This is a genomic window from Neobacillus niacini (assembly GCF_046591715.1).
Classification (GTDB): domain Bacteria; phylum Bacillota; class Bacilli; order Bacillales; family Cytobacillaceae; genus Neobacillus; species Neobacillus niacini_L.
In genome coordinates, this window is the sequence record NZ_JAWVNQ010000019.1 from 1 (window position 1) to 24,004 (window position 24,004).

The 24,004-nt window shown below is 38.8% G+C and carries 24 protein-coding genes and 1 tRNA gene; all 25 read right to left on the reverse strand.

Annotation, left to right across the window (positions count from 1 at the left end; genetic code table 11):
• Positions 1 to 246: 246 nt before the first annotated feature.
• The 25 genes from lysS to spoVT all read right to left on the reverse strand — a co-directional run bounded on the left by lysS (position 247) and on the right by spoVT (position 23,921).
• Positions 247 to 1,731: a lysine--tRNA ligase gene (gene lysS / locus SFC47_RS23725; protein ID WP_411257023.1), complete on the reverse strand. Its 1,485-nt coding sequence runs from the start codon at positions 1,729 to 1,731 to the stop codon at positions 247 to 249.
• Positions 1,732 to 1,939: 208 nt separating this feature from the next.
• Positions 1,940 to 2,938, reverse strand: a complete 999-nt coding sequence (dusB, locus tag SFC47_RS23730; RefSeq protein ID WP_411257024.1) for a tRNA dihydrouridine synthase DusB — start codon at positions 2,936 to 2,938, stop codon at positions 1,940 to 1,942.
• Positions 2,939 to 2,952: 14 nt separating this feature from the next.
• On the reverse strand, positions 2,953 to 3,159 hold the full coding sequence (locus SFC47_RS23735) for a helix-turn-helix domain-containing protein (RefSeq protein ID WP_411257025.1): 207 nt from the start codon (positions 3,157 to 3,159) through the stop codon (positions 2,953 to 2,955).
• Positions 3,111 to 3,638 carry a 2-amino-4-hydroxy-6-hydroxymethyldihydropteridine diphosphokinase gene (gene folK, locus SFC47_RS23740; protein WP_411257026.1) on the reverse strand — a complete coding sequence of 176 codons (528 nt, stop codon included), beginning with the start codon at positions 3,636 to 3,638 and terminating at the stop codon, positions 3,111 to 3,113. Before folK ends, SFC47_RS23735 begins: the two co-directional genes overlap by 49 nt.
• Positions 3,639 to 3,640: 2 nt before the next feature.
• Positions 3,641 to 4,000, reverse strand: a complete 360-nt coding sequence (folB, locus tag SFC47_RS23745; protein WP_411257027.1) for a dihydroneopterin aldolase — start codon at positions 3,998 to 4,000, stop codon at positions 3,641 to 3,643.
• Positions 3,993 to 4,766, reverse strand: coding sequence for a dihydropteroate synthase (folP, locus tag SFC47_RS23750; RefSeq protein WP_411257069.1), 774 nt, complete (start codon positions 4,764 to 4,766; stop codon positions 3,993 to 3,995). The genes folB and folP overlap by 8 nt, the downstream gene beginning before the upstream one ends.
• Positions 4,767 to 4,946: 180 nt before the next feature.
• The gene (gene cysK / locus SFC47_RS23755; RefSeq protein ID WP_411257028.1) at positions 4,947 to 5,873 is read right to left on the reverse strand and encodes a cysteine synthase A; all 927 of its coding nucleotides are present in this window, start codon (positions 5,871 to 5,873) and stop codon (positions 4,947 to 4,949) included.
• A 146-nt stretch (positions 5,874 to 6,019) separates the two neighbouring features.
• The gene (locus SFC47_RS23760) at positions 6,020 to 6,916 is read right to left on the reverse strand and encodes a peptidyl-prolyl cis-trans isomerase (protein WP_411257029.1); all 897 of its coding nucleotides are present in this window, start codon (positions 6,914 to 6,916) and stop codon (positions 6,020 to 6,022) included.
• 21 nt (positions 6,917 to 6,937) lie between these two features.
• On the reverse strand, positions 6,938 to 7,816 hold the full coding sequence (gene hslO / locus SFC47_RS23765) for an Hsp33 family molecular chaperone HslO (RefSeq protein WP_411257030.1): 879 nt from the start codon (positions 7,814 to 7,816) through the stop codon (positions 6,938 to 6,940).
• 25 nt (positions 7,817 to 7,841) lie between these two features.
• Positions 7,842 to 8,624 carry a type III pantothenate kinase gene (locus tag SFC47_RS23770; RefSeq protein WP_411257031.1) on the reverse strand — a complete coding sequence of 261 codons (783 nt, stop codon included), beginning with the start codon at positions 8,622 to 8,624 and terminating at the stop codon, positions 7,842 to 7,844.
• Between the two features lie 115 nt (positions 8,625 to 8,739).
• Positions 8,740 to 10,686 (reverse strand): ATP-dependent zinc metalloprotease FtsH, encoded by a 1,947-nt coding sequence (gene ftsH, locus SFC47_RS23775; RefSeq protein ID WP_411257032.1) that lies wholly within the window; start codon positions 10,684 to 10,686, stop codon positions 8,740 to 8,742.
• An 87-nt stretch (positions 10,687 to 10,773) separates the two neighbouring features.
• Positions 10,774 to 11,319, reverse strand: coding sequence for a hypoxanthine phosphoribosyltransferase (gene hpt, locus SFC47_RS23780; RefSeq protein WP_486348382.1), 546 nt, complete (start codon positions 11,317 to 11,319; stop codon positions 10,774 to 10,776).
• A 22-nt stretch (positions 11,320 to 11,341) separates the two neighbouring features.
• The gene (tilS, locus tag SFC47_RS23785) at positions 11,342 to 12,733 is read right to left on the reverse strand and encodes a tRNA lysidine(34) synthetase TilS (RefSeq protein ID WP_411257034.1); all 1,392 of its coding nucleotides are present in this window, start codon (positions 12,731 to 12,733) and stop codon (positions 11,342 to 11,344) included.
• 140 nt (positions 12,734 to 12,873) lie between these two features.
• Complete coding sequence (locus SFC47_RS23790; protein ID WP_411257071.1) at positions 12,874 to 13,881, reverse strand: protein kinase domain-containing protein; 1,008 nt, start codon at positions 13,879 to 13,881, stop codon at positions 12,874 to 12,876.
• On the reverse strand, positions 13,850 to 14,587 hold the full coding sequence (locus SFC47_RS23795) for a vWA domain-containing protein (protein ID WP_411257072.1): 738 nt from the start codon (positions 14,585 to 14,587) through the stop codon (positions 13,850 to 13,852). The genes SFC47_RS23790 and SFC47_RS23795 overlap by 32 nt, the downstream gene beginning before the upstream one ends.
• Positions 14,588 to 14,683: 96 nt before the next feature.
• Positions 14,684 to 17,164 (reverse strand): stage II sporulation protein E, encoded by a 2,481-nt coding sequence (spoIIE, locus tag SFC47_RS23800; protein ID WP_411257035.1) that lies wholly within the window; start codon positions 17,162 to 17,164, stop codon positions 14,684 to 14,686.
• 260 nt (positions 17,165 to 17,424) lie between these two features.
• Positions 17,425 to 17,498, reverse strand: a tRNA-Met gene (locus SFC47_RS23805).
• A 392-nt stretch (positions 17,499 to 17,890) separates the two neighbouring features.
• Complete coding sequence (locus SFC47_RS23810) at positions 17,891 to 18,334, reverse strand: S1 domain-containing RNA-binding protein (RefSeq protein WP_411257036.1); 444 nt, start codon at positions 18,332 to 18,334, stop codon at positions 17,891 to 17,893.
• 97 nt (positions 18,335 to 18,431) lie between these two features.
• A complete protein-coding gene (locus SFC47_RS23815; protein ID WP_411257037.1) occupies positions 18,432 to 18,824 on the reverse strand; it encodes an FtsB family cell division protein in 393 nt (130 codons plus the stop codon).
• A gap of 13 nt (positions 18,825 to 18,837) precedes the next feature.
• On the reverse strand, positions 18,838 to 19,470 hold the full coding sequence (gene yabQ, locus SFC47_RS23820; RefSeq protein ID WP_411257038.1) for a spore cortex biosynthesis protein YabQ: 633 nt from the start codon (positions 19,468 to 19,470) through the stop codon (positions 18,838 to 18,840).
• Positions 19,467 to 19,769 (reverse strand): sporulation protein YabP, encoded by a 303-nt coding sequence (yabP, locus tag SFC47_RS23825; RefSeq protein WP_095250671.1) that lies wholly within the window; start codon positions 19,767 to 19,769, stop codon positions 19,467 to 19,469. The genes yabQ and yabP overlap by 4 nt, the downstream gene beginning before the upstream one ends.
• 89 nt (positions 19,770 to 19,858) lie before the next feature.
• Complete coding sequence (locus SFC47_RS23830; RefSeq protein ID WP_411257039.1) at positions 19,859 to 20,128, reverse strand: RNA-binding S4 domain-containing protein; 270 nt, start codon at positions 20,126 to 20,128, stop codon at positions 19,859 to 19,861.
• Positions 20,129 to 20,146: 18 nt separating this feature from the next.
• Entirely contained in the window at positions 20,147 to 21,607 is a 1,461-nt protein-coding gene (gene yabN / locus SFC47_RS23835) for a bifunctional methyltransferase/pyrophosphohydrolase YabN (RefSeq protein WP_411257040.1), read from the reverse strand.
• Between the two features lie 6 nt (positions 21,608 to 21,613).
• Positions 21,614 to 23,236: a putative polysaccharide biosynthesis protein gene (locus SFC47_RS23840; RefSeq protein ID WP_411257041.1), complete on the reverse strand. Its 1,623-nt coding sequence runs from the start codon at positions 23,234 to 23,236 to the stop codon at positions 21,614 to 21,616.
• Positions 23,237 to 23,384: 148 nt separating this feature from the next.
• Entirely contained in the window at positions 23,385 to 23,921 is a 537-nt protein-coding gene (gene spoVT, locus SFC47_RS23845; protein ID WP_179603560.1) for a stage V sporulation protein T, read from the reverse strand.
• Positions 23,922 to 24,004: the final 83 nt, after the last annotated feature.

The window sequence follows — 24,004 nt, forward strand, 5'->3', positions numbered from 1 at the left end:
ACTATATCGCTCAAAAGCGACTTAATCATCTTACCAAGTTATCAACTTAATGTCAATAACTTTTTTAATTTCTTTTTTTGAAAAGTTGTTTGTTTCGCAACAACAGATATTAATATACCACCATTATCGAACCAGTGCAATAGCTTTTCTAAGATATTTATCTAATATACTAAAATAACAATTTTCAAACTACTCATTTAAAAAACAACAAAGCACCAGCTGCCTGGTGCTTTTGACTTTTCTTTATTAACGATGTCGCATTAATGGAAATAGTAGTACGTCACGAATAGATGGAGAATTTGTTAGTAACATAACAATACGGTCGATACCAATTCCTAAACCGCCTGTAGGAGGCATTCCATATTCCAAGGCCTCTACAAAGTCCTCGTCCATTTCATGTGCTTCATCATTGCCCTGTTCTTTCTCTTTTAATTGCGCTTCAAAACGTTCTCTTTGGTCTATTGGATCATTTAATTCGGTAAATGCGTTAGCATGTTCACGAGCAACGATAAATAGCTCAAAGCGGTCCGTAAATCTCGGGTCTTCTTCATTCCTCTTCGCTAATGGAGAGATTTCAACCGGGTGACCATAAATGAAAGTTGGCTGGATTAACTTTTCTTCAACCTTTTGCTCAAAGAATTCATTAACAATATGACCATATAACATATGTTCAGTAATTTCTACACCATGTTCCTTTGCCAGTTCCCGGGCTTCCTCTACACTCATCTGCTTCCAGAAGTCTACACCTGTAAATTCTTTTATCGCATCAACCATGTGTAATCTTTTCCACTCTGGTTCAAGGTTAACTTCATACTCACCGTATTGGACAGTTGTTGTTCCTAATACTTCTTTCGCAATGTGAGCAATTAGGTTTTCAGTCAAGCTCATGATGTCTTGGTAATCTGCATATGCCTCGTATAGCTCTATCATCGTAAACTCAGGATTATGACGAGTAGATACACCTTCATTTCGGAAAACCCGGCCAATTTCATATACCTTTTCAAGACCGCCGACGATTAGACGCTTTAAGTGTAATTCAATGGCAATCCGCATATAAAGTTCCATATCAAGCGCATTATGGTGGGTAATAAATGGTCTTGCAGATGCACCTCCAGCAATAGAATGCATCATTGGGGTTTCCACTTCTAAATAGCCATGGTTATCTAAGTACCTGCGCATTGATTGAATAATCTTGCTTCGTGTAATAAATGTAGATCGGCTTTCCTGACTCATAATTAGATCAAGGTAACGCTGACGATAGCGCTGCTCAACATCCTTAAGCCCATGAAATTTATCTGGAAGAGGACGAAGAGCCTTTGTCAGAAACTCAAACTCTTGGACTTTTACAGAAAGTTCTCCGACTTTTGTTTTAAAAAGTGTTCCCTTTACACCTATGATATCTCCTAGATCTGAAGAATCAAACACTTCATAAGAATCCGCACCAATTGCATCAACTCTAACATATACCTGGATCTGGCCGGTGAGGTCTTGGATATTAGCAAATCCCGCTTTACCTTTACCTCGTTTTGTCATAATCCTGCCTGCAAGGGTAACGGAGACATCTTTCGCTTCAAGATCTTCCTTTTCTAAATCCGCATATTGCTCGACCAATTCTTTAATATTATGAGAACGGTCATAGCGTTTTCCAAAAGGATCTAAACCTCTTTCACGCATGGCGTTCATTTTATCACGTCTGACCTGCAGCTGGTCATTTAATTCTTCCTGACTCATACCCAATCAACTCCAATTACTTTCTTTTTATGTAAACCTTGAATCCAAGCTTGCACATTCACTTTTATCTACATACTTTATTATTTTACACAAACTTGAGAATTCAGACATCAAAAAAAATCATTATAAATAAAAACTGCCAGTATTTCACTGGCAGTCATGTATTTAAACAAAGATATTATAGAAAAAGACCAGTACTATGTCAACTTTATCCAACTGTAACTAGACTTTCCTTTTCTTCAACATCTGCAGCTAATCCATTTAAAAGATTAACCAATTCGTCGCGGGTATTACACTCATTAACCGCATTTCTTACTATCGCATTGCCTTTTACACCTTTTAAATACCAAGCTGCATGTTTACGCATTTCTCTTACCGCTACATTCTCATTTTTCAAAGCAATGAGACGATCTAAGTGTAATATACATACATCCATTTTTTCACGAACAGAAGGCTCATCCATTAGTTTGCCTGTTTCAAGGAATTGAACGGTTCTATAAATCATCCATGGGTTTCCTAGAGCCGCTCTGCCGATCATCACTCCATCACAGCCGGTTTCCTCAAGCATTCTTTTTGCATCCTGTGGAGTCTGGACATCACCATTTCCGATTAACGGAATATTAATAGCCTGTTTTACTTCTTTAATAATATCCCAGTTTGCTGTTCCTTCATACATCTGAACGCGTGTACGTCCATGAAGAGCAATTGCTTGACCGCCAGCACGCTCAACCGCCTGCGCATTTTTAACAGCATAAATATGGTCTTCATCCCAGCCCATCCGCATTTTTACCGTTACCGGCTTTTCAACAGCCTCCACGACAGCGGTTACCATTTCATAAATCTTATCTGGGTCTAACAGCCATTTTGCCCCAGCATCACATTTTGTGATTTTTGGAACTGGGCACCCCATATTGATATCGATAATATCAGCGTTTGTGTTTTTATCAACAAATTGTGCAGCTTCGACAAGAGTCTTCTTTTCACCGCCAAATATCTGCAGGCTTAGTGGTTTTTCACGTTCATCTATATAGAGCATATTCATCGTTTTTGCATTTTTTAAAACGATCCCTTTATCACTGACCATTTCCGCACAAACTAAACCAGCACCGAACTCTTTAACCGTTAGACGGAAGGCAGAATTACATACACCAGCCATAGGTGCTAAAACAACTTGATTCTTCAATTCAATATTGCCGATTTTAAACATGCAATACCTCCCCTCTATTCATTTGGTGATAATTCTTCTATTGTAATATTCAGGGTTTGACCGATTTTTTTTAGTAATTCACCTGTAGGCAGGCGATTACCTCTTTCGATCTCTCCTATTATTGATACTGATACACTAAGTTCCTTCGCGAAGCTTTCCTGTGTATAGCCTTTTAGCTTCCGATAGGCTCGAATACGTCTTCCCCATTTTTCCGCTTCCATACTCGGACTCCTTCTTTGTTAGGTAATTCTTTGATCCATGCTTCAAGTGGTTTCTCTGTATTTGGAATAATGATGTCTGGATTAATCTCTGACAAAGGAATCAAAACAAAATTCCGCTCTAGCATCCGTGGGTGCGGAACGATAAGTTTCTCTGATGTTATATTTTCTTGGTTATAGAGGAGAATGTCAAGGTCAACTGTTCTAGGACCCCATACCCTTTCCCTTTTTCTCCCAAGCTCTAATTCAACTTTCAAACAAAAATCTAATAGCTCTAACGCACTACAATCTGTATCAACTTCAATCACCATATTTAAAAATAAATCTTGCTCCTCATATCCGACAGGATCTGTTTCATAAATAGAGGATGTATTTACCAATTTTATTTTTGGATGTTTCGCAAGTTTTTCAATGGCTTTCGTCAAATAATCATACCTGTTTTCAATGTTAGAGCCAAGGGCAATAAATGCTGTTTTTCCCATTTTTATCTTCTCCTTGTAATTTCAACTGCCACAGACTGATAATGCCCCGGTATTGGCGGGTCCGGTTTGACTACCTTTACTGTAGCTTCTGAAACAAGAGCAAATTGCCCCAATACAGTTTCTGCAATTTTTTCCGCAACTGCCTCAACAAGCTTATACGGTTTTCCCTCAACAATTTCTTTGCATACCTGAAATAACTCCCCATAATTAACGGAATACTCCAGGTCATCGCTTTCGCCAGCCCTTTTTAAATCGACAAGAACAACTAAATCTACTATAAAACGCTGTCCCAGTTTCGTCTCCTCAGGAAAAACACCATGATAACCATAGAATTCCATTTTGTTTACATAAATCTTATCCAAGCCTAGCACCCTTTCCCATTAGGACATCCATCATTTTTGCCATCCTGCTCATTTCCTTAACATCATGAATTCGCATTATTTGGCATCCTTTTTGGATTCCATAACAAACCGTTGCTCCTGTTCCTTCCAGCCTTTCTTCAACAGGAAGGTCTAGCGCTTGTCCAATCATGGACTTTTTTGAGGTTCCTAAAAGAACAGGATAGCCAAGAGCCGTTAATGTATCTAGGTGCTGCATCATCATAATGTTTTCTTTCAAATCTTTAGCAAAACCGATTCCCGGGTCTAAAATAATCTGGTTATCTCGTACACCTGCTTGTTTTACAAGGCTGATACTTTCGTACAAGTCATTCAATACATCTCTTATGAATAGAGAGTAGTTTCGATCATGGCGATTGTGCATGAGGATGATAGGGACATTATATTTTGCAGCAACATCTGCCATCCTTCTATCTGCCTTTGCACCCCAAATATCATTAATGATATGTGCACCTGCTTCAATGGCTCTTTCTGCTACACCAGCCTTATACGTATCAATTGAAATAGGAGCATTCACATATTTTGAGATTGCTTCTATAACGGGAACAACTCGCTCAATTTCCTCTTCTTCATTAATAACCGTATAGCCTGGGCGTGTAGATTCGCCGCCAATATCAATGATATCAGCTCCATTTTTCACCATTTCCTCGGCACGTCTAATTGCCTGCTCGATATTGTTATATTTCCCACCGTCCGAGAAAGAATCAGGGGTTATATTTAAAATTCCCATAATATACGTTTTTTTGCTAAAGTCTAAGTGATATGGTCCGCATTTAATACTGTAATTCCCAGAAGTCTGCACCCTAAAAACCTCCACTCATTTTTTCACTTCTTACATCATACAAGAAGAATGATTTTTAAAGCAAAAAAAAGAGGCTTAGCATTCTGCTAAAACCTCTTTTGTTCACTATTAACCTTCGTATTGATATAGAGGTGTGCTTAAATAGCGTTCGCCATTATCAGGAATAATCGCAAGTACTTTTTTACCTTTTCCAAGTTTCTTGGCAACTTCTAATGCAGCATGAATCGCCGCACCTGCGGAAATACCGCCAAGGATTCCTTCTTCTTTTGCTGCACGGCGTGAAGCTGCAAAAGCTTCTTCAGCTTGAACCTGAACGACTTCATCATAAACTTCTGTATTTAAAACACCTGGAACGAAACCTGCTCCAATTCCCTGGATCTTATGAGGTCCAGGCTTACCGCCGGATAGTACCGGTGAATCAGTAGGCTCTACAGCATAAATTTTAACATTTGGAAATTTCTCACGAAGCACTTCACCTGCACCTGTAATCGTTCCGCCAGTGCCGATACCGGAAATAAATGCATCAAGTTGATCCATTTGTTCTACAATTTCTTTACCAGTTGTTTTACGATGCACTTCTGGATTCGCTTCATTTTCGAATTGCTGCGGTACAAAGTATCCATTTTCTTCAGCAAGTGCATTTGCCTTTGCAATAGCACCTTTCATGCCCTCAGGACCAGGAGTAAGAACCAGTTCCGCACCATAGGCACGAAGAAGGTTTCTTCTCTCTAAACTCATTGTTTCAGGCATAACAAAGATTGCTTTATAGCCTTTAGCTGCTGCAACCATTGCCAAACCGATTCCTGTGTTACCACTTGTAGGTTCAATAATTGTATCGACTCCAGGTTTAATTAGACCCTTCTCTTCCGCTGATTCAATCATCGCCAAAGCAATACGGTCTTTTACACTGCTGCCTGGGTTGAAATACTCAAGTTTCAAATAAACCTCTGCACTGTTTTCATCTACTAATCTGTTTAACTTAACTATAGGAGTTTGGCCAACTAATTCTGCAATTGAATTTGCTACACGTACCATTAGAGCACCTCTTTCTTTATTCCGAGTATTTTTATTGGTATTATAATGAATTTACCAGTTTTCTACCGGTTTTGTCAACCATTTTGCTGAGGGAAAGTTCTAAATTTATAGACAAAAAACACAGAAAGATGACTTCTGTGTTTCTCTTAGTTTGCACCCTCTTTTCCATAAAACCATTCTACCTTGGCTTCTTCCCAAAAGGCTTCGGTTTGAGCTGATGTTTTCATTTGTTCGAGGGCAATTTCTCTCTTTATTTGCTGTTTAACATTTTTATAGGAATACTCTTTCCCTTCTATTTTTCCTTCGAGCTTAACAATGGCATAGCCTTGTTCTACTTTAATCGGGTCACTCCAGGAACCCTTTTTCAACTTTTTTGCTGCATTGAGATAATCAGAAGGATAACGTTCTTCACCCTCCATAATGTAGCCAATGTCTCCGCCTTCATTAGCCGAAAATTCCTCAATTGACCTCTCCATCGCCAGGGCAGAAAAGCTCGACCCTTGGGACAGTTCCTTTAGCGCCTTCTGTGCCTCATCACTTGATTTCACAACAATATGCGACAGGTGGTAGGCAGTTGGAATGGCGAAAAGATGCTTATTTGATTCATAATAAGCTTTTATTTCTTTTTCAGAAACCTTAACATCTCTGGTTAAGATTTCTTCTTGAAGAAGACTATTCCTTATATACTCTTTCCACTTTTTTTCTGTAATCTCTTTGTTTTCACTTGGTGAACTGTATGTAGTTTGAAGGATTCGATATTCGCGGTCTACATCTTCCTCAGAGACCTTAATTTTATACTTAGAAGCCATTTCTTTAATAACCTTTTGATCAATCATGTCCCTAAGTACATCTTTTCCATATCGAGACTCTAATTCACTAAGCCACTCTTGTCTTGTTATTTTATCTTTCCCCACGGTTGCAACAGCTTCTTCATTGGCAGCAGTCCCGCTAATCTCTTTCACTTTTGAAAGGAAAAAGACAATCGTTAGACAGTTCATTAATATAAGTGCTGCAATAATGATCCATAGCTTTTTTCGTCTCAAAAACTCCTCCCCCCGTGCTTTTTATTTCGCTTGGCTCTTTAGTTCCTCTAGTTCTTCTTTGGTGAAGAGATATTTCTCATTACAAAAGTGACAATGCGCCTCTGCCTGTCCATCTTCAACGATCATATCCTCAATTTCCCCTTTACCTAGACCCACTATAGCATCTGCAAAACGGTTCTTTGAGCAAACACACTTAAATTGAACGGGCATGGTTTCTAACACATTCACTTGTTCCTTTCCGAAAAGCTCCTCCAGAATCTCTTCAGGTGTTAGTCCTTGTTTTACTAATGTTGATATCGGAGCAATATGTTTCAAACGCTCTTCTACCTTGGTAATCGTTTCATCCTTTATACCTGGCATTAATTGAAAAATAAATCCTCCTGCAGCTAAGATGCTATCATCAGGATTTACAAGGACACCTACTCCAACAGAGGAAGGCACCTGCTCTGAAGTGGCAAAGTAATAGGTAAAATCCTCCCCTAATTCTCCTGAGACAATGGGAACTAACCCTGAAAAGAAATCACGAAGTCCAGTATCCTTTACTACCGAAAGTGTACCTTCTGTTCCAACCGCACGGCGGACATCTAACTTCCCGTGCTCATTCGCTTCAAAGTCTACTTGAGGATTTGTAACATAGCCGCGGACATCTCCCTTGGCATTACTATCGACTAAAATGACACCGATTGGTCCGCCTCCATCAATTTTAATTGTTAATTTATCTTCTCCCTTTAACATTGCACCCATCATAACACCGGCTGTCAGGGAGCGCCCTAAAGCGGCAGAGGCTGTTCTCCATGTTTGATGCCTCTTCTGTGCTTCTGATACTACCTCCGTAGTACGTACCGCATACGCCCTGATTTGGCCATTATAGGCCAATGCTTTTACTAAATAATCATTCATTATGTAACTCCTTTCTAGTTGCTTCTTATTGCCCTCTTAGGTTATCCATATTCCTCTTATAGATTAGCTGTAATCCTTTTAAAGTTAAAAACGGATCGACGATATCAATGATATTAGATTCTTGGGCGATTAGAGTAGATAATCCCCCTGTCGCAATGACTGTCGGTTTTTGATCACTATGATCAATCATCCTTTTAACAATTCCCTCAACTTGTCCAACATAACCGTAGACAATTCCTGCCTGCATGGCAGCTACTGTATTTTTCCCGATTACCCCTTCTGGACGAGCAATTTCAATTCTAGGCAGTTTTGCAGCCTTTGAGTAAAGCGCTTCGGTTGAAATGCCAATTCCAGGTGCTATTGCACCGCCCATATATTGACGTTGTTCATTGATATAGCAATAAGTTGTAGCTGTCCCGAAATCAACAATAATCAATGGGCTTCCATATTCATGAATAGCAGCAACTGCATTAACAATTCGGTCAGCTCCTACTTCTCGGGGATTTTCATACTTTATGTTAAGCCCCGTTTTTATCCCCGGTCCGACTACTAATGGACTTAGATGGAAATATTTTTTACACATTCTTTCAAGAGCAAACATAATTGGCGGGACAACAGAAGAAATGATTATTCCATCTATCTGGGAAAACGAAAGACCCGATGCATCAAAAAGGGATTTAATAATCATCCCAAATTCATCCTCTGTTCGGTTTCGGTTCGTTTCAACTCGCCAATGATACTTTAGTTCTTCCCCGTTATATACACCTAAAACAGTATTTGTATTACCTACGTCAAATACAAAAATCAAAAGAATCACTCACTTTTCTGATTGTTCTTGTGTAACACTGCAAACATCATATCATAATTACTTTTTAACGTGAAAAAAAAGAGTGCTTTTTGTAAGCACTCTTTTTTAGGAAAAATTACTTTTCTTCCGATTCTGCGTTCTCGCTTGAAGGATCTTCATCCTTCTTTTTGTTTATCGTTACTTTCACATCATCTGTTTTTTTAGTTAATGCCGTGAAACCTTCTAACTCAGCTGCAGATTCCGGCATACGGCCATTTTTAATTAAATATTCGATTTGTTCTGCATTGAGCGTTTCAACCTCAAGAAGAGTTTTTGCTATCAAATCGAGTTTGTCACGATTCTCAGTAAGAATAGTTTTCGCTCTTTCATAACATTCTTTAAGAATACGTTGAATTTCAAGGTCGATTTCAAAGGCAATGGCATCAGAATAGTTTTGCTCATTATGAATGTCACGTCCTAAGAATACCTGGCCGCCTGAAGCCTGCCCGAATTGTCCTACTCCAAGTTTATCACTCATACCAAACTCAGTTACCATTCTGCGGGCAATTCCAGTTGCACGCTGGAAGTCATTGTGAGCACCTGTACTTACTTCACCAAAAACGATTTCTTCCGCAACACGTCCGCCTAATAAACCTACAATTTTATCGAGTAATTCTGGTTTCGTCATAAAGTAGCGGTCTTCCCTAGGAAGCATAACGGCGTATCCGCCAGCTTGGCCGCGAGGGACGATAGTAACCTTATGAACCATATCAGCTTCATTTAGAATTAATCCTATTACCGTATGTCCACCTTCATGGAATGCAACAATTCGGCGTTCTTTTTCAGAAATAACACGGGTCTTCTTAGCAGGACCGGCGATTACTCTGTCCGTTGCCTCGTCAATATCTTCCATGTCGACCTTTTTCTTATTCTGACGTGCAGCCACCAATGCAGCTTCATTTAATAAGTTTTCTAGGTCCGCACCAGAAAAACCTGGTGTACGCATAGCAATATTTTTTAAATTTACAGATTCATCTAATGGCTTATTCTTTGCATGTACCTTTAAGACTGCTTCACGGCCATTAACATCTGGACGGTCAACGGTAATTTGACGATCAAAACGCCCTGGACGTAATAATGCCGGGTCAAGAATATCTGGACGGTTTGTAGCTGCAATAATGATAATTCCTTCATTCGCTCCGAATCCATCCATCTCAACTAGTAATTGGTTTAGCGTTTGTTCACGCTCATCATGACCTCCGCCTAGACCAGCACCACGCTGACGGCCGACTGCATCAATTTCATCAATGAAAATGATACAAGGAGCATTTTTCTTTGCATTTTCAAATAAATCACGAACACGGGATGCACCGACCCCAACAAACATTTCAACGAAGTCAGAACCACTAATAGAGAAGAAAGGAACACCAGCTTCACCTGCTACAGCACGGGCAAGAAGCGTCTTACCTGTACCTGGAGGACCCACAAGAAGTACTCCTTTAGGGATACGGGCGCCAAGTTCTGCAAATTTTCTAGGATCCTTAAGGAATTCTACCACTTCGACTAGTTCTTGCTTTTCTTCATCTGCTCCAGCGACATCTTTAAATCGAGCTTTCTTCTTGTCATCATTGTATAGCTTGGCTTTACTCTTACCAAAGTTCATCACACGGCTTCCGCCGCCTTGTGCTTGGTTTAATAAGAAGAAAAATAAAATAAAGATAATCACAAATGGAATAATGGAGGTAAAGAATGTTACCCATCCACTCGTTTCTTTAGCAGGCATTACTTCTACTTTAGATCCTGCTTCATCAATTCGCGCTAAAATTTTCTCACTATTTGGTACATACGTTAAAAAGTTCTTACCGTCTTTTACCTCTTTTTCAAACTGTCCCCGAACTTCAAATACACCACGTTCAGGCTGCATAGAAAATGAATCCACTTCATTCTTTTCTAAATGTGCAACAAACTCATTGTACGAAATGTTATCCGTAGGTTCGTTGCTGCCATTGAAGAAGCTTACCACGCCAATTATGACTAAAAATATCAATAAATAAAAGATGGTATTACGGAAAATCCGATTCATCTCTTACCTCCTCCCGCGATAAAAACTTTTTTAGATAGTATCATAGAAAATCATTCCAATTCTTAAATTACTCTGTTTTAGTTTCACTTAAAGATTATCGCTATATACTTCCGGTTTCAGAACTCCAATATATGGAAGATTTCGGTATCTTTCGAGATAATCTAAACCGTAGCCAACCACAAATTCATCCGGAACAATAAAACCTACATAATCTGCTTTTATCGCGCTCTTCCTTCCTGTTGGTTTGTCAAGCAGGGTAACAATTTTAATTGATTTCGCCTTGCGGTAACGGAACAAATCAACGAGATAGCTTAATGTTAAGCCGCTGTCGATGATATCCTCAATGATTAAAATGTCTCTTCCCTCGACTGAAGTATCTAAATCCTTTAGGATTTTCACTTCGCCGGAAGAAACAAGACCAGATCCATAGCTTGAAACATCCATAAAATCCATTTCAAGATAACAATCCATTCGTTTTAACAAATCAGCCATAAATGGCATTGCACCCTTTAGAACGCAGATAGCTAGAGGAACAGTATCTTTGTATTCCTCCGTTAATTCAGCCGCTAACACCTTAATTTTTTCTTGAATTTCCTCTTCTGAAACTAAAACCTTTTCAATATCCTGATTCATCATAAATGTGCCTCCTAGAAGATCATTGCTTATTATATGTGAGTAGTAAATACTGACTTGTTGAATGATTAATGCCTTCGATAGCAGATTTTTTTATTCCAGGAAGCCATAGAATCCACCCATTTTTGTCAGTAATAACAGGCCATGAATCTCGATCCTGAATTGGAACTTTACTATCGATAAAAATATCTTTTAGTTTTTTAGTTCCAGTCATACCTTTCGGGCTCATGCGGTCCCCATTTTTTCTCGTTCGAATCTCGATGGGCAGCTCAATCTTGTCAGCAGGAAATAGCGCATAATATCCTTTTATTTCAATGTTTTCTTTTTCATCAATAACATCCAGTCTAATATTTGCCCCATTAGGTAATGTAATTTCACCAGGTCCTCGTAAAATAAAGGAATAAGGTGTACTCGCTTTCACTTCAAATTGGAAGGAAAGCTGTGAATAAGAACGAATTACCTTTAAACCAGCGGGAAAATCCAGTGTACCAGAAGGATGTTGATGTCGAATTAAAGATAGAACATCATCAATATGTAAAGCAGAAAGTGACATTGGTATTACATTGTAAAGATAGTTTAATATTAGTTGAATACCTCTTCTTTGTAAAGGAATTGGCATTTCTAAGAACATGTTAATGTCAATGGTAATTTTATTTCCAACTCCCATTTTCATTACTTTATTCATTCTTTGGACAGTTAATTCCTGAAGAAGTATTTCATCGTTCTGTATATCCTCACTAAAACGTTGAAAATGTTCATGGACATTTTGATTTTCTGCTTTTAGGAAGGGAAGTACTTCACTACGAAACCGATTCCTGCTATAAATATTTTTTTTATTACTTGGGTCAATCCTTGGTTCTAAATTTTGCTTCTGGCAATATTCAGTAAGCTCCGCCTTTGTTAATGAAAGAAAAGGACGGATGATATATCCATTCCCAAAAGGTCTTGTGAACGGAATCCCTGCTCTCGCAGCACCTCTGCTCCCCCTGGTTAAACGCATTAAGATTGTTTCAACCTGATCGTCTCCATGATGACCAAGTGCTAAATAATCATAATTATATTTTTCCATTATTCCTTCAAAAAACTCATACCTTGCTTGTCTTGATGCCACTTGCGAGTTTGTTTTTGTTTTTTCAATGATTTCGGGAACGTTAATTCGTTTCATTTCAAAAGGTATTTCCTTTTGTTCACAGTAATCTTTGACAAATAAAGCATCTTCAAATGATTCTTGACCACGGAACATATGATCTACATGAGCTGCAACAATGGAAAGATTCTTCTTTTCCCTCTGCATCCACAAGAAGTGTAGCAATGCCAGTGAATCTGGACCGCCAGAAACTCCAACCACCAATTTTTTATCTTCTAATTGGAAGGAGAGGCGATTTAGTAATGCTGCTACTTTTTCTTCTAACATTTTGCATTCTTCCTTAAAAAGTTCTTGAATATCACTAGCTTACCACTTTTATGACAAAAGTATCAAAAACAAAGACCTAATTGATTAGGTCTTTTTTTCCTTCCCTTTTATACGAAATGCTGAACCATTAGTTTCAAAAATTAGATAAGTTTTTGAAAAATATACAATAAGTATAAAAGAGCAATGAAGATTGTAATACTGACACTTTCGAGCCAGCGGCTTTTTTTCTTTTTCTTACGATAAGTTTGTCTGCTCTTAAATTGGCCTGTTTGGTTTGCCTTTGGTTTTTGCTGGATACCAGCAGTACTGGTTACGGTTGAATGAGACTTGGGTTGAATATTTTTATGATTCATCACCAGCTCTAATAATTCTGTCCTCATTTGGAGTGCATTAGAATATTGACCCTGAAGGGCCTTTACAATGACTTTTTCTAATGGCAGCAGGCTCTTCTGTTTTCGAACAGCTTCCCTAAGCTGCGTAATTCCGCCTGTTGTTTTATTAAACCGTTTTGGGTAAGCGGTATTAATTATAATCATAGCCACAGCAAATAAATCGTATGCGGGATCCGCTTTTCTTGTTCCTAATCCCCAATACCCTCTATCATAAAACTCAGTAAACTCCTTTATGGCACGTCCTTTTTGGGTTGTTCCGCCGACATCAATGCATCTTATCTTAGGGGTTGGCCCCGTCACAATAAGGTTTTCTGGTTTTAGATCCCCAAACACCCAGCCATTTTCATGCAGTTGGTTTAAGTCATTCAACAATTGCAGAAAGAGAACATTGGTCCACGATTTTCCTTTACTCTGAATAAATGTCAGCAAATCAGGTCCTTCTATATATTCCATGGCATAGAATGAAATTTGTCCTCGATTACTATTCCAATCATCTACATCAAGCAAAGAAGGCCCGAGGGTTGACCCTTGGACCTTCGCAAACGATCTTAATACATTTACCTCAGAGGTAATAGACATCCCGTTATCGCTCATCTTTAGCGCTACTTGCGTGTTTTTAAACTTTGCAAGATAGACAATGCCGTTTGCTCCAAATCCGAGTTCTTTTAGAACTGTATATTTGTTTGAATGCCATTTTCCAGTGATTATTGTGCCAGGTGATACTCTACATCGACTCTTCAAAGAATGATTCATCATCACCGTTCAAAAGACTCCTTAACGAACGTTTTGAATTAAATGAAGTGAGCGCAGTACGAATAGCAGGTCCTGTCGGAGTAATTCCACCTGTTGTAAGCTGGGAGAAGATACTTGTCAAAGATTGTAACTTTGGTGTCCAATCAAGAATTTTTTCGACATCATTCTTTTTCCCGGGAAATACAAAGACAGCAAACTGATTATCACCTGTACGTGCATTTAAGCTTAAGGAAAGGTCAAGCAGCGCTTCTTTTACAGTAGGAAGCTTGTGTTTCATACTTGCACTTGTATCGACAAGAATCAACACTTCTAATTCGACAGTTTCTCCAAGCTCATCAACTACTTCCATGACTTCCCCTCGTTTTTCAGGCGGAAGGTCTTCTATCGTCTGCGAGCGGCCTAGAATTTGCTGTAATTCCCTGTTTACAACCCCCTGAATGGTCTGGGTCATTGCTTTTCTTGTAACCATTTGAACCGTTTGTGAGAGTGCTTGAGCATAAACGATTTGGCTGACTCCACCGCCGGACATGGCGATTCCTTCGATTTCAGTCATTCCCTTTTCATCTATTACATCCTGTTCCATCACACCAATTACATTTACAGATATGCCTTGTTCCTTTGCCAGAGCCGCCATCGCAATCGGATCTTCCCCTTGATTTGAACAGCCGTCCGTTATTAAAAGAATCTGACGAATTTTCCCTGTATACATACTCATTCTCCCTCCACTTTTTCGAGTTACTTCCATTTTCGACAGCGTGGAGGGGATTTATACATAATGAAAGGATAAACAGGTTAAAATAATCGATTATGCTTGTTTCTTCATCTTTGTAACTGGGATACTAGCCCATTTAGGCGTATTGTGTTTTATCTTGGCTACAGCAATGGTCATATCATCTCCAATTGAGTTATCTCTTGAGCGAATGACTTCTTCTAATATTAAGTCGGATATTTCCTGAGGGTCATCTGTTTGTAATTCTTGTATTTTTCGTTTCATCCATAAGTCGTAGTTTTCTACATGTTTTGGACCTTCAAATATTCCATCACTCATCATAATAAGTAAATCTCCAGCCTTTAACTGCTCGCTCACCACATCTACTTCAAATTCTTCCAGTATACCGATTGGCAGATTACTAGCCTGGATTTTTATTACCTTATTTCCCCTTTTGATAAAACTAGGGGTAGATCCAATCTTCAAGAACTTCGCTGATGCATTCTGCAAATCAATCATGGCTAAATCTAATGTTGAGAAAATTTCATCGGTAGTTCTAAGAGAAAGGATTGAATTTACCGACTTAATGGCTACTCTTTCATCGATACCAGATTGCAGTATTTTTTGTAGAAGCTTGAGCGTCTCTTTGCTTTCATAATGAGCTCTTTCTCCGTTCCCCATTCCATCACTGATTGCGATTGCAAATTTTCCCAGACCCAACTCCATTGTTGAATAGCTGTCACCCGAAACAAAACCTCCATCCATCGCGGCATGAGCCATTCCGGTTTCAACTGTAAAGGCTTTTGAGGAACGAAATATTACATGACAGAAACCATTTGGATAGGCAGCGCATTCTTCAGAGCTAACAATAATTTGCTCTCCGAGGATATCCGAAAGCATTGGTGCTATTAACTTCTCACATTCACCATGTCCATTACAGAAAGGGACAGACATCTCGATGTCCACATTTCCTGACTCTAGACTATAAATCTCAACATGTTCAACATGGACACCAAAGTTCTGAATAGCCTCCATGATTTGTTCCTCTTGTTTATGATGGTTTTCTCTTTCGCGCTGAATTTCCTTTGCGAAGTTATCCATAACCTCTGAAACTCCTAGAAGTTGGTCAGCAACGAGCTTTCTGCTTTCTTGTACCTGTTTCTTCAACTTCTGATTTGCTTGATAAAAGGTTAACTCTTGGCCGACCGCTTCATAGACTCTCTTTGACCGGGTACAGTGCTTATCCCATTCCCGGGATAATTTAGGTGATACAACACCATCATTTTGGTCCATCTCATGGATAATTTCTTCTAAGTACCCATAAGTGGTATTAAAGTTTTTCGCCCAGCACTGCTCTTTCTTAAAACAGGTGTTACAGGTTTTTTCCGTTACATGGCTCATAAAGAAATCCATTTCACGTCCTTCTTCGTCAACACTTGGCATTTCTTCCATTTGAGAGAAGCTTTTTGAGAGTGCATGGAAGACGTTAGAGAACTGCGCGACCCTTTGCGCCGTCACATCCCTCATCTTCCTCATATATTTTTGCTGCTCGGTAGTATATTCAGGTGTTCCTGGTATATATTTGGCAAGCTTAGAGGTAAATACCTGAGGTGTTAAAAGGAACAATAAAATTGCTGCGCCAGATTCCATTAATGTAATGGTTAAGGAACCTGTGCCCCCTTCCTGACCATACATTCCAATTAATAGTGTCGCGATAAACAGACCAATTGCAACACCTATCTTTTTCCCTTCCTTTAACAAACCGCCTAATACCCCTGAAAAGGCGAGTAAACTCATATGATAAAAACTTGAAACACTTGCAAGACTGAAGATTAAACCAGTAACAACCCCTACGGTTGAACCAACCGTCGCTCCTGCAATAAATGAAAATACTAATACAAGGTAGCGTGACATAATATGTTCAAGCGATAGATCGTATATTTTCCAGCCAATGGTTCCTGTCATAATTGAAGCAAGCATAATAATTAAACAGACAATTTCTTCTGTTTTTAACAACTGCCTGCGTTTGTTCATTATTAATAACGGGATGCTCTGTAAGAAAATAAGCGTTAGGATAAAAGCAAGACTAGCCTGAACTCCGACCATCATTGCATCATATAATGCAAGCTGCCTAGAGATGATAAAAGCTTCTGCTAATTTACCTGTCCCCAGAATAATAGCCACAAAAAATGGAATCATTCTCATCTCGTTTTTAATCCATCTTTCACTGACTCGGTAAATGATTAAAAAAAGGATGGAAACTATAAAGGTAAAAGCGGCATTTTTTAAGGAGACAGTTGCGGCACCTGCAACCAGCCCTACTAAAGCAAGCGGGGACCGATCTCTTTTTATTAGAAAGACTGCAGCGAAAAACGGCAGACTAAAGGGAGCAAGCGTAGATAATATCAAAGCTCTTCCTAATAAGAAACCCACTATAAGTAAAAGGTATCCCTTTACAAGGAAGAAGGATTCAACTTTTAACTGGAATTTTTTCAAGACGCTGTCCCAAGACCATTTAGAGGATTTAAAGTTGACCTCTCCGACCGGTTCTAGTAAACTCCGTTCTAGTTTTTCCATAACTCACACTCCTCTATTAATTCTCGTTAAAAACTATTATAAAATTAATAGATTCAAAATTTTGTCAAATCAGTGAACATATGCAAAGTTTCGTTCGACGGTTTCTACTATATTTATTCATTTAATGTTGACAAATTGGAATGATGTCGGAATACGGAGTATTTTTCACGCAAAAAAAGAAGTACCGATTAGAATCGGTACTTCTTTTCATTATTTCCAGCTGAAGCGGCTAGGTAAGGCGCTTCCGCTTTTCTTTTTTATAGCGGCGGAGGGGATCGAACCCCCGACCTTACGGGTATGAACCGTACGCTCTAGCCAGCTGAGCTACACCGCCAAGTATTTAAGGCACAAACTATATAATACATAGAGAGAAAATAGATGTCAATAATTTTTTTTTAAAATCTGATTGTGATATCACTGTGTTTAGGAAAATAAGCGGAGACTTTCCGTTTATTTTGGGAAATACCCCCATTTTCTTCAAAATAAGCAGAGTTTTTCCGCTTATTGTCTCCAAATACTTGGATTTTGTCATATTTTTAGCAGTTAGCCGGAATATCTCCGCTTATATCCGCTTCCTAAGCTTCCTCTAGATACAATAGACGGAAATTCTCCGTCTATCAATCTCAATCTAAACGAAAATCAACAACAAATAAAAACACTACCCAAAACAAAAAAGACAAGCCGCTCGACCTGTCTTTCACTGGTTATATTAATATAAGCAACAAGTTAACCTCTTTTAGCTCCCCGGCCGCCACGTTTAGATTCGGTATGACGTTTTAAAGAAGTTAAACGATCCTCACTATCTTTTAAAAACTTCGCCATTTTTGACTCAAATGTTTCTACTCTAGGAGCATTTCGATCATTTGATCTGTTCTGACGAGGGCGTTGTGAATGTGAGTTTGAATGTGAATGGGACCTAGCTTGAGCCTCTGGTCTATCTTTTGCCTTTTTTATGGAAAGTCCAATTTTCCCATCTTTCTCAACGTTAATGACTTTAACCTCTACTTGGTCACCAACTTTAAGATGGTCATTGATATCCTTCACATAATTATCAGCAACCTCACTGATGTGTACGAGTCCAGTTGAGCCATCAGGCAGCTCCACAAAAGCTCCGAAATTTGTAATCCCTGTGACCTTTCCTTGTAACTTGCTGCCTACTTCGATTGACATAAAAAGAATTTTCCTCCTTAAGAAAATAAAAAAATCATACTACTTTATATTATACAAAATGGGAAAAATAAGTGTCAATAAGACTAGTTATAGGTTGTTATTGGTTGTTTTTACCTTTATCATCTTCCGGTATATTAAAGATAATTTCGCCAGTTTCAGAGAAGAAATATTCTTTTCTAGCAAGCTTAGCAAGGTATTCATCATCATTTAACTTAATGATGTCTTCTTTCAGGATTTCCTGCTGCTTTTTTAACTGAGTCAGCTCTTGTTCAAGCTGTCTCTTTTGTGCCACTTTTTTATCTAATGCTGAGGACTGGGAAATAAAGCTAGTAATCATTAAATAGGACATCAAGGCCGCGAAAACTAAGAACAAGGATAGTCTTCTGTAAAGCAGTTTTTTCTTTCTAGCCGATGCTATTTCTGCGATTTCTTGCTGCTCAACATAATTGGTTTGCAGTTTGGCTATTGTTTTATCTTCTACTGAACTCATTTCCCTTCCCCCCTTATTTTTTTGGTTTTTTCCACTTATTCATTAGCTTTAGTAAATAATTCTTGATTTCCATAAAAATTCCTGCCGTTTTATTATATAACTTCTCGACGGATTTTTTAATAGTTTTCGGCAAAAGTTTCCATAGAAGTACGATTATCTTTTCAATTGGTACGAAAATAACCTTAAGAATAACCCATAAAATCTTCAAAACAAATTGGACAAGGGAATAAAGACCCCTGCCAAGCAGGATGACAATGGAAATAATCAATTGGATAAGACCAACGACAGGTTTATAGATGAGCAGTTGAAACATTTTTCTCATAAATTTGTAGATAGCAATTACCGTATTGATTATGAGTTCAAGCAGTTTAAGGTATATGCCTTTAAACAAACTTTGATAGGCTGCAAACCCACAAAGGAGGGCAACAAAAATGTAGAATCGTAATTCTCCATTGTTCACAAGGAATAAGATATAAAAAATAATCAGTGCTTGAATGACCCAAAACAACAAGTCATTGAAAAAAACAATCCAAGACTTCCGATTAGGGCGATCCAAGAAACGCTGATAGGTATCAAACATTACACCAAACAGCGTTCCCATCCCAATCATTGAAAGCATGGTAAGGAATTGAGTAGAGAGGGTCATCGGAATAACTTACTAAAGAACCCTTTAGCTTTCTCCCCATGCTGTTCGTCTAGGTAAACTAAATCGAATATCTTTCCCTTAATGGAGACAATTCCTTTTTCCACATCCAAGTTCTTCATTTGAAGATTTTGCCCTTTGATTGCTAAAAAACCCATGGAGGTTTCTAATAAGAATTCCTCATTGTCGAAACTTTCTACTTGTTTAACACCTGTAATATCGAGGAGTTTTCTGCCTCTCATGATGACATCATGCTCTGGAACTGTGCTTTTGACAGGGTTTGTTTCATAATACTGGCTCATTATTCATCCCTCACAATCATTTGTACAACCTTTAGTACATTTTTATGTAAGGGGCAAATGAATTAGAACAAGCCATTTTATTGTTATGGTTACACCTCGAATTCACCTATTCTTTCATCTTTAATGATCGTATACATTTCAGCTGCGGCTTCTTTTCGGGTGGTATCCTGGATTTGATCGATTCTTGCTGTTACCAGTCTTTGTCCAAGACGGATTGTCAGCTCATCTCCAACCTTAACTGTTGAGCTGGCTTTTGCCTCTTTTCCGTTTAGGAGTATTCTTCCTTGGTCAGATACTTCTTTCGCCATTGTCCTTCTTTTAATTAATCTCGATACCTTAAGATACTTATCTAATCTCATTTCATAATCCCCCAATTCCTATAGTCCCTTTAATTTGGCTTCATCCCAAAACCTGTCGAGTTCCTCTAAAGAATGGTCCTCTATCGGCTTTCCACTTTGTTTTACTTTTTCTTCAATAAAACGGAACCTTCTAATAAACTTTTCGTTGGTTTCAAACAATGCCTCTTCAGGATGTATTTTCAAAAATCTTGCTACATTAACAAAGGCAAACAGAATGTCGCCAAATTCTTTTTTTGCGTTAACAAGGCTGTTTGTCTTGACCTCATTCTCGAATTCCTCGAGTTCTTCTTTCACTTTCTCCAAAGCAGGTGTTATTTCCTGCCAATCAAAGCCGACCTTCGCAGCTTTCTTCTGTATTTCATGTGCTCTTATTAAATTGGGCAATGACATCGAAATCCCATCAAGAAGAGAGTCTGCTGTCTCACCTTTCTCTTGTTTCTTTATCTCCTGCCAATTTAGAAGGACTTCGTCTGAGTTCTCTACCTTCCTATTTCCAAACACATGCGGGTGTCGGCGTATCATTTTCGCCGAGATTCCTTCAATCACATCTTCGATTGCAAAGTAACCTTCATCTTCCCCTATCTGGGCGTGAAGCATCACTTGAAGCAAAACATCTCCAAGCTCCTCGATTAAATGATCAATATCCCCGCTATCAATGGCATCAATTACTTCATAAGTCTCTTCAATTAAATATTTTTTCAAGGTTTCATGTGTTTGTTCCTTATCCCATGGACAACCATTAGGACCTCTTAATACGGCAATGATTTCTCTAAGCTTAGAGAAAGTTTTCAGCATAATTTGTTCATCCTGTACAGGGGGAACGTAAACAGAGGTAAGATTATCAAGGGTCACCTTTCGATCAAGCTCATAGAGAGGTACCTTCTCAATACGCTCAGCGTCACTGCCGGCAGCTGTAACAATCACTACTTCATAATCATCAGGGAGTCTTTCCATAAGGGTTAGCTTAACATTGGAAGCAACAAACTGATCATAAACCTGGCTGATAAACATATGCTGTTCAATTTGCAGCTGACTGGAATGCAGTGAGGTTCCATCCAGCAGTTGAAACCCATCCACTGGATCTATTTTTAATGATTGAAAGAGGGCATCTACAAAGCTTTGGCCGCCGCCTATCTTGATATCTACAGCCTCCTTCTCACCATACTCCAATAGTAATTGGACCGTACGCTCAGCAACAAGCGGGTGACCAGGCACAGCGTAAATTATCGGTTCCTCTTTTACTTTTTGCAAGAGAGTATGGACAATCTCCTGATATACTTCCTCAAATTGTTCATGTTTTTCATAGATAGAGTCAAATGATGTAAAGGTCAGTCCTTCCTGAACTAAATCCTCCACCACTGGATGCTCTTTTGTTCTTAAATAAACATGTTTTGCCTTCATTAACTTTTTGTAAACACCAAAAGGGAGCTGATCAAGATCCCCCGCCCCCAAGCCGAGTATTTCAATTGAATTGCCCATATTCTTTTAACTCCTATTCTTTTTAGGTAATAAAAGGCTTAATTTGCTTCCGAAAGGAAATAATGATAGTTCCTTTTCTAAAAATACTCCTCCTCTAATAATAATAAATAAGAAAAGGAAACCTCCTAAAAAGGAACAGCCTAAAGCCTGAATGGCTGCCATCAGCCTTTCGGTGCCAACCGGGATTGTAATCATAACGGTTAAGGCCAGACAGCCTTTTAATAGAATCACCATCATGAATGATGCTGTGAGTAGTGTCCCGATGAAGCGGCCCTTCAGCACCGTGGTTGACTGCATCCTTTTGAATTTTACATATAAAGAGAAACAAACCAAGGCCAGAGTAAGGATGGTTGCATATGCTGCCCCAGAAGTTCCAAAGATCGGAACGAGGTAAGCATTAAGGATATATTTTAAAGGGAAAGTTGCCAGGACAGCACCTGCTGGAAATAGCAGTGATCCCAATCCCTGCATGATCGCAATGATTGTTGTGATAATCGAGCTAAGGAGAATCACAAAACTTAATATTCCTAAAACAGACGAGCCTGAATTATCCTCAAAAAGCATGATATTGGCTGGTTCAATAATAGCCCAAAGACCTAAAGAAGCTCCGACTCCAATAACGATGCTAACTCTAATCGCCAACTGAATTTTATCCTCTAAGAAGGAAGTATCCTTTTTTATTCTTGCGCTTGTAATCAACGGTACAAGGGACAAGGACATCGAAGCTGCAACAATGGTTCCTAATTGAATTAACGGCTGCCCTCGGTCGAATACGCCTTTCACCGACTTTGCCATTTCCATCTCATATCCCGTTTCTGTCAGTAATGAGTAGAGATTTAGTGCATCTGCCAACTGGATAAAAATCATCAGCATTCCGCTGATACAAATGGTCAAACCTTGAAAGACAAGAGTTTTACAAATAACTCTGACCTCTCGATAATATCCCTTAAGCAGCCCCTTACTTGGAGCAATTATCTTCCATTCTTTACGTATCCAAAGGAATGTAAACAAAATAACCGCAGATACCATAATTCCTGTAATCGACCCAAACATCGCACCCCCGCCGATCAGATACAGTGAATATCCTAACTTCGTGAGCGTATAAGCCAAAAAGAGAATCGTAAAGGCTCTTATTAATTGTTCGCCAACCTGTGATAGTGCGGTGGGCAGCATATCTCCTTTTCCCTGGTAGTAACCTCTCAAGATAGAAACAATCGGAAACAGCAAAAAGACAATAGAAACAACCCGTAATAAAATGGCCAGCTTTTCATCATTCATCCAGTTTGCGATAAAGCCAGCACCAAAGTAAAGAATTAGAAAACATAAAGCTCCAAATATTTGCAGGATGATGTAGGAGACGAACAAAAGTCGTCTAATATTATCTGGATTCTTTTTTTCCCTTTGTTCAGCAATCAGTTTCGAGATGACAACTGGGAAACCGGTTGTCGCAAGTACAATAGCGAGACCATAAAACGGGTAAACCTGCTGATATATGTAAAAGCCAACATCGCCAACAATATTTTGAAATGGAATCCGATAAACTGCACTTAGGATTTTTGTTATCAGTGCTGCAATTGCTAAAATAAAAGCCCCTCTAAAAAGAGCCTTCGATTGATTTACGGGCTTCATTGGATATCTCCTAACTGCCTAAACTAGAAAGTATTATATCATAGAATAAATAGCGAAAGCGCGTTAAACGGGGGGGTTGACGGGTTTTACAAGACAAATAAAAAAGACAGCAAGCGCTGCCTTCTTTATTGTAAGTATACAATTAGTCCTAGGACTCCATTTGTCTTGCTAAGAAACCAGCAGCGGTTTCAACAGCTTTTTTCTCGACTTCACCAAGTGTACCTTCTTTTGAATAAATAATGACAGCACCAATTGGGTCGCCATTTGCAATGATCGGTCCAATTGTATATGATGAGATGGTTTCATCATTTCCATCTGCTAATGCAATATCGCCCTGTTGTGTAACCAGAACGGAATTACGGTCTTCCATAGTCTTTTCCACTAAATCACTTATATTTTTATTAAGATAATCTTTCTTTGAACTTCCTGCTAACGCAATATAACTGTCTCTATCACAAATTAATACCGGATTTCCGAGGCTGTCAAAAAGGGCTTCTGCATATTCTTTGGCAAAATCGCTTAACTCGCTGATTGGTGAATATTTCTTTAAAATAACTTCTCCATCTCGATCTACAAAGATCTCTAACGGATCCCCTTCACGGATACGCAGTGTTCTGCGTATTTCTTTGGGAATGACAACACGACCCAAATCATCGATTCGACGAACTATTCCAGTTGCTTTCATCCAATGTTGCCTCACTTTCATCTGATGATTTTACTAACTTGGTAATGACATTTTTTCCTTTTGTAGGAATCATCACCAACTTT

Bases quoted from the DNA above. Each gene is read 5' to 3' on its own strand.
- lysS (WP_411257023.1), bottom strand. From the start codon at position 1,731: ATGAGTCAGGAAGAATTAAATGACCAGCTGCAGGTCAGACGTGATAAA.
- dusB (WP_411257024.1), bottom strand. From the start codon at position 2,938: ATGTTTAAAATCGGCAATATTGAATTGAAGAATCAAGTTGTTTTAGCA.
- SFC47_RS23735 (WP_411257025.1), bottom strand. From the start codon at position 3,159: ATGGAAGCGGAAAAATGGGGAAGACGTATTCGAGCCTATCGGAAGCTA.
- folK (WP_411257026.1), bottom strand. From the start codon at position 3,638: ATGGGAAAAACAGCATTTATTGCCCTTGGCTCTAACATTGAAAACAGG.
- folP (WP_411257069.1), bottom strand. From the start codon at position 4,766: ATGGGAATTTTAAATATAACCCCTGATTCTTTCTCGGACGGTGGGAAA.
- cysK (WP_411257028.1), bottom strand. From the start codon at position 5,873: ATGGTACGTGTAGCAAATTCAATTGCAGAATTAGTTGGCCAAACTCCT.
- hslO (WP_411257030.1), bottom strand. From the start codon at position 7,816: ATGAATGATTATTTAGTAAAAGCATTGGCCTATAATGGCCAAATCAGG.
- ftsH (WP_411257032.1), bottom strand. From the start codon at position 10,686: ATGAATCGGATTTTCCGTAATACCATCTTTTATTTATTGATATTTTTA.
- hpt (WP_486348382.1), bottom strand. From the start codon at position 11,319: ATGAATCAGGATATTGAAAAGGTTTTAGTTTCAGAAGAGGAAATTCAA.
- tilS (WP_411257034.1), bottom strand. From the start codon at position 12,733: ATGTTAGAAGAAAAAGTAGCAGCATTACTAAATCGCCTCTCCTTCCAA.
- SFC47_RS23790 (WP_411257071.1), bottom strand. From the start codon at position 13,881: ATGATGAATCATTCTTTGAAGAGTCGATGTAGAGTATCACCTGGCACA.
- SFC47_RS23795 (WP_411257072.1), bottom strand. From the start codon at position 14,587: ATGTATACAGGGAAAATTCGTCAGATTCTTTTAATAACGGACGGCTGT.
- spoIIE (WP_411257035.1), bottom strand. From the start codon at position 17,164: ATGGAAAAACTAGAACGGAGTTTACTAGAACCGGTCGGAGAGGTCAAC.
- SFC47_RS23810 (WP_411257036.1), bottom strand. From the start codon at position 18,334: ATGTCAATCGAAGTAGGCAGCAAGTTACAAGGAAAGGTCACAGGGATT.
- SFC47_RS23815 (WP_411257037.1), bottom strand. From the start codon at position 18,824: ATGAGTTCAGTAGAAGATAAAACAATAGCCAAACTGCAAACCAATTAT.
- yabQ (WP_411257038.1), bottom strand. From the start codon at position 19,470: ATGACCCTCTCTACTCAATTCCTTACCATGCTTTCAATGATTGGGATG.
- yabP (WP_095250671.1), bottom strand. From the start codon at position 19,769: ATGAGCCAGTATTATGAAACAAACCCTGTCAAAAGCACAGTTCCAGAG.
- SFC47_RS23830 (WP_411257039.1), bottom strand. From the start codon at position 20,128: ATGAGATTAGATAAGTATCTTAAGGTATCGAGATTAATTAAAAGAAGG.
- yabN (WP_411257040.1), bottom strand. From the start codon at position 21,607: ATGGGCAATTCAATTGAAATACTCGGCTTGGGGGCGGGGGATCTTGAT.
- SFC47_RS23840 (WP_411257041.1), bottom strand. From the start codon at position 23,236: ATGAAGCCCGTAAATCAATCGAAGGCTCTTTTTAGAGGGGCTTTTATT.
- spoVT (WP_179603560.1), bottom strand. From the start codon at position 23,921: ATGAAAGCAACTGGAATAGTTCGTCGAATCGATGATTTGGGTCGTGTT.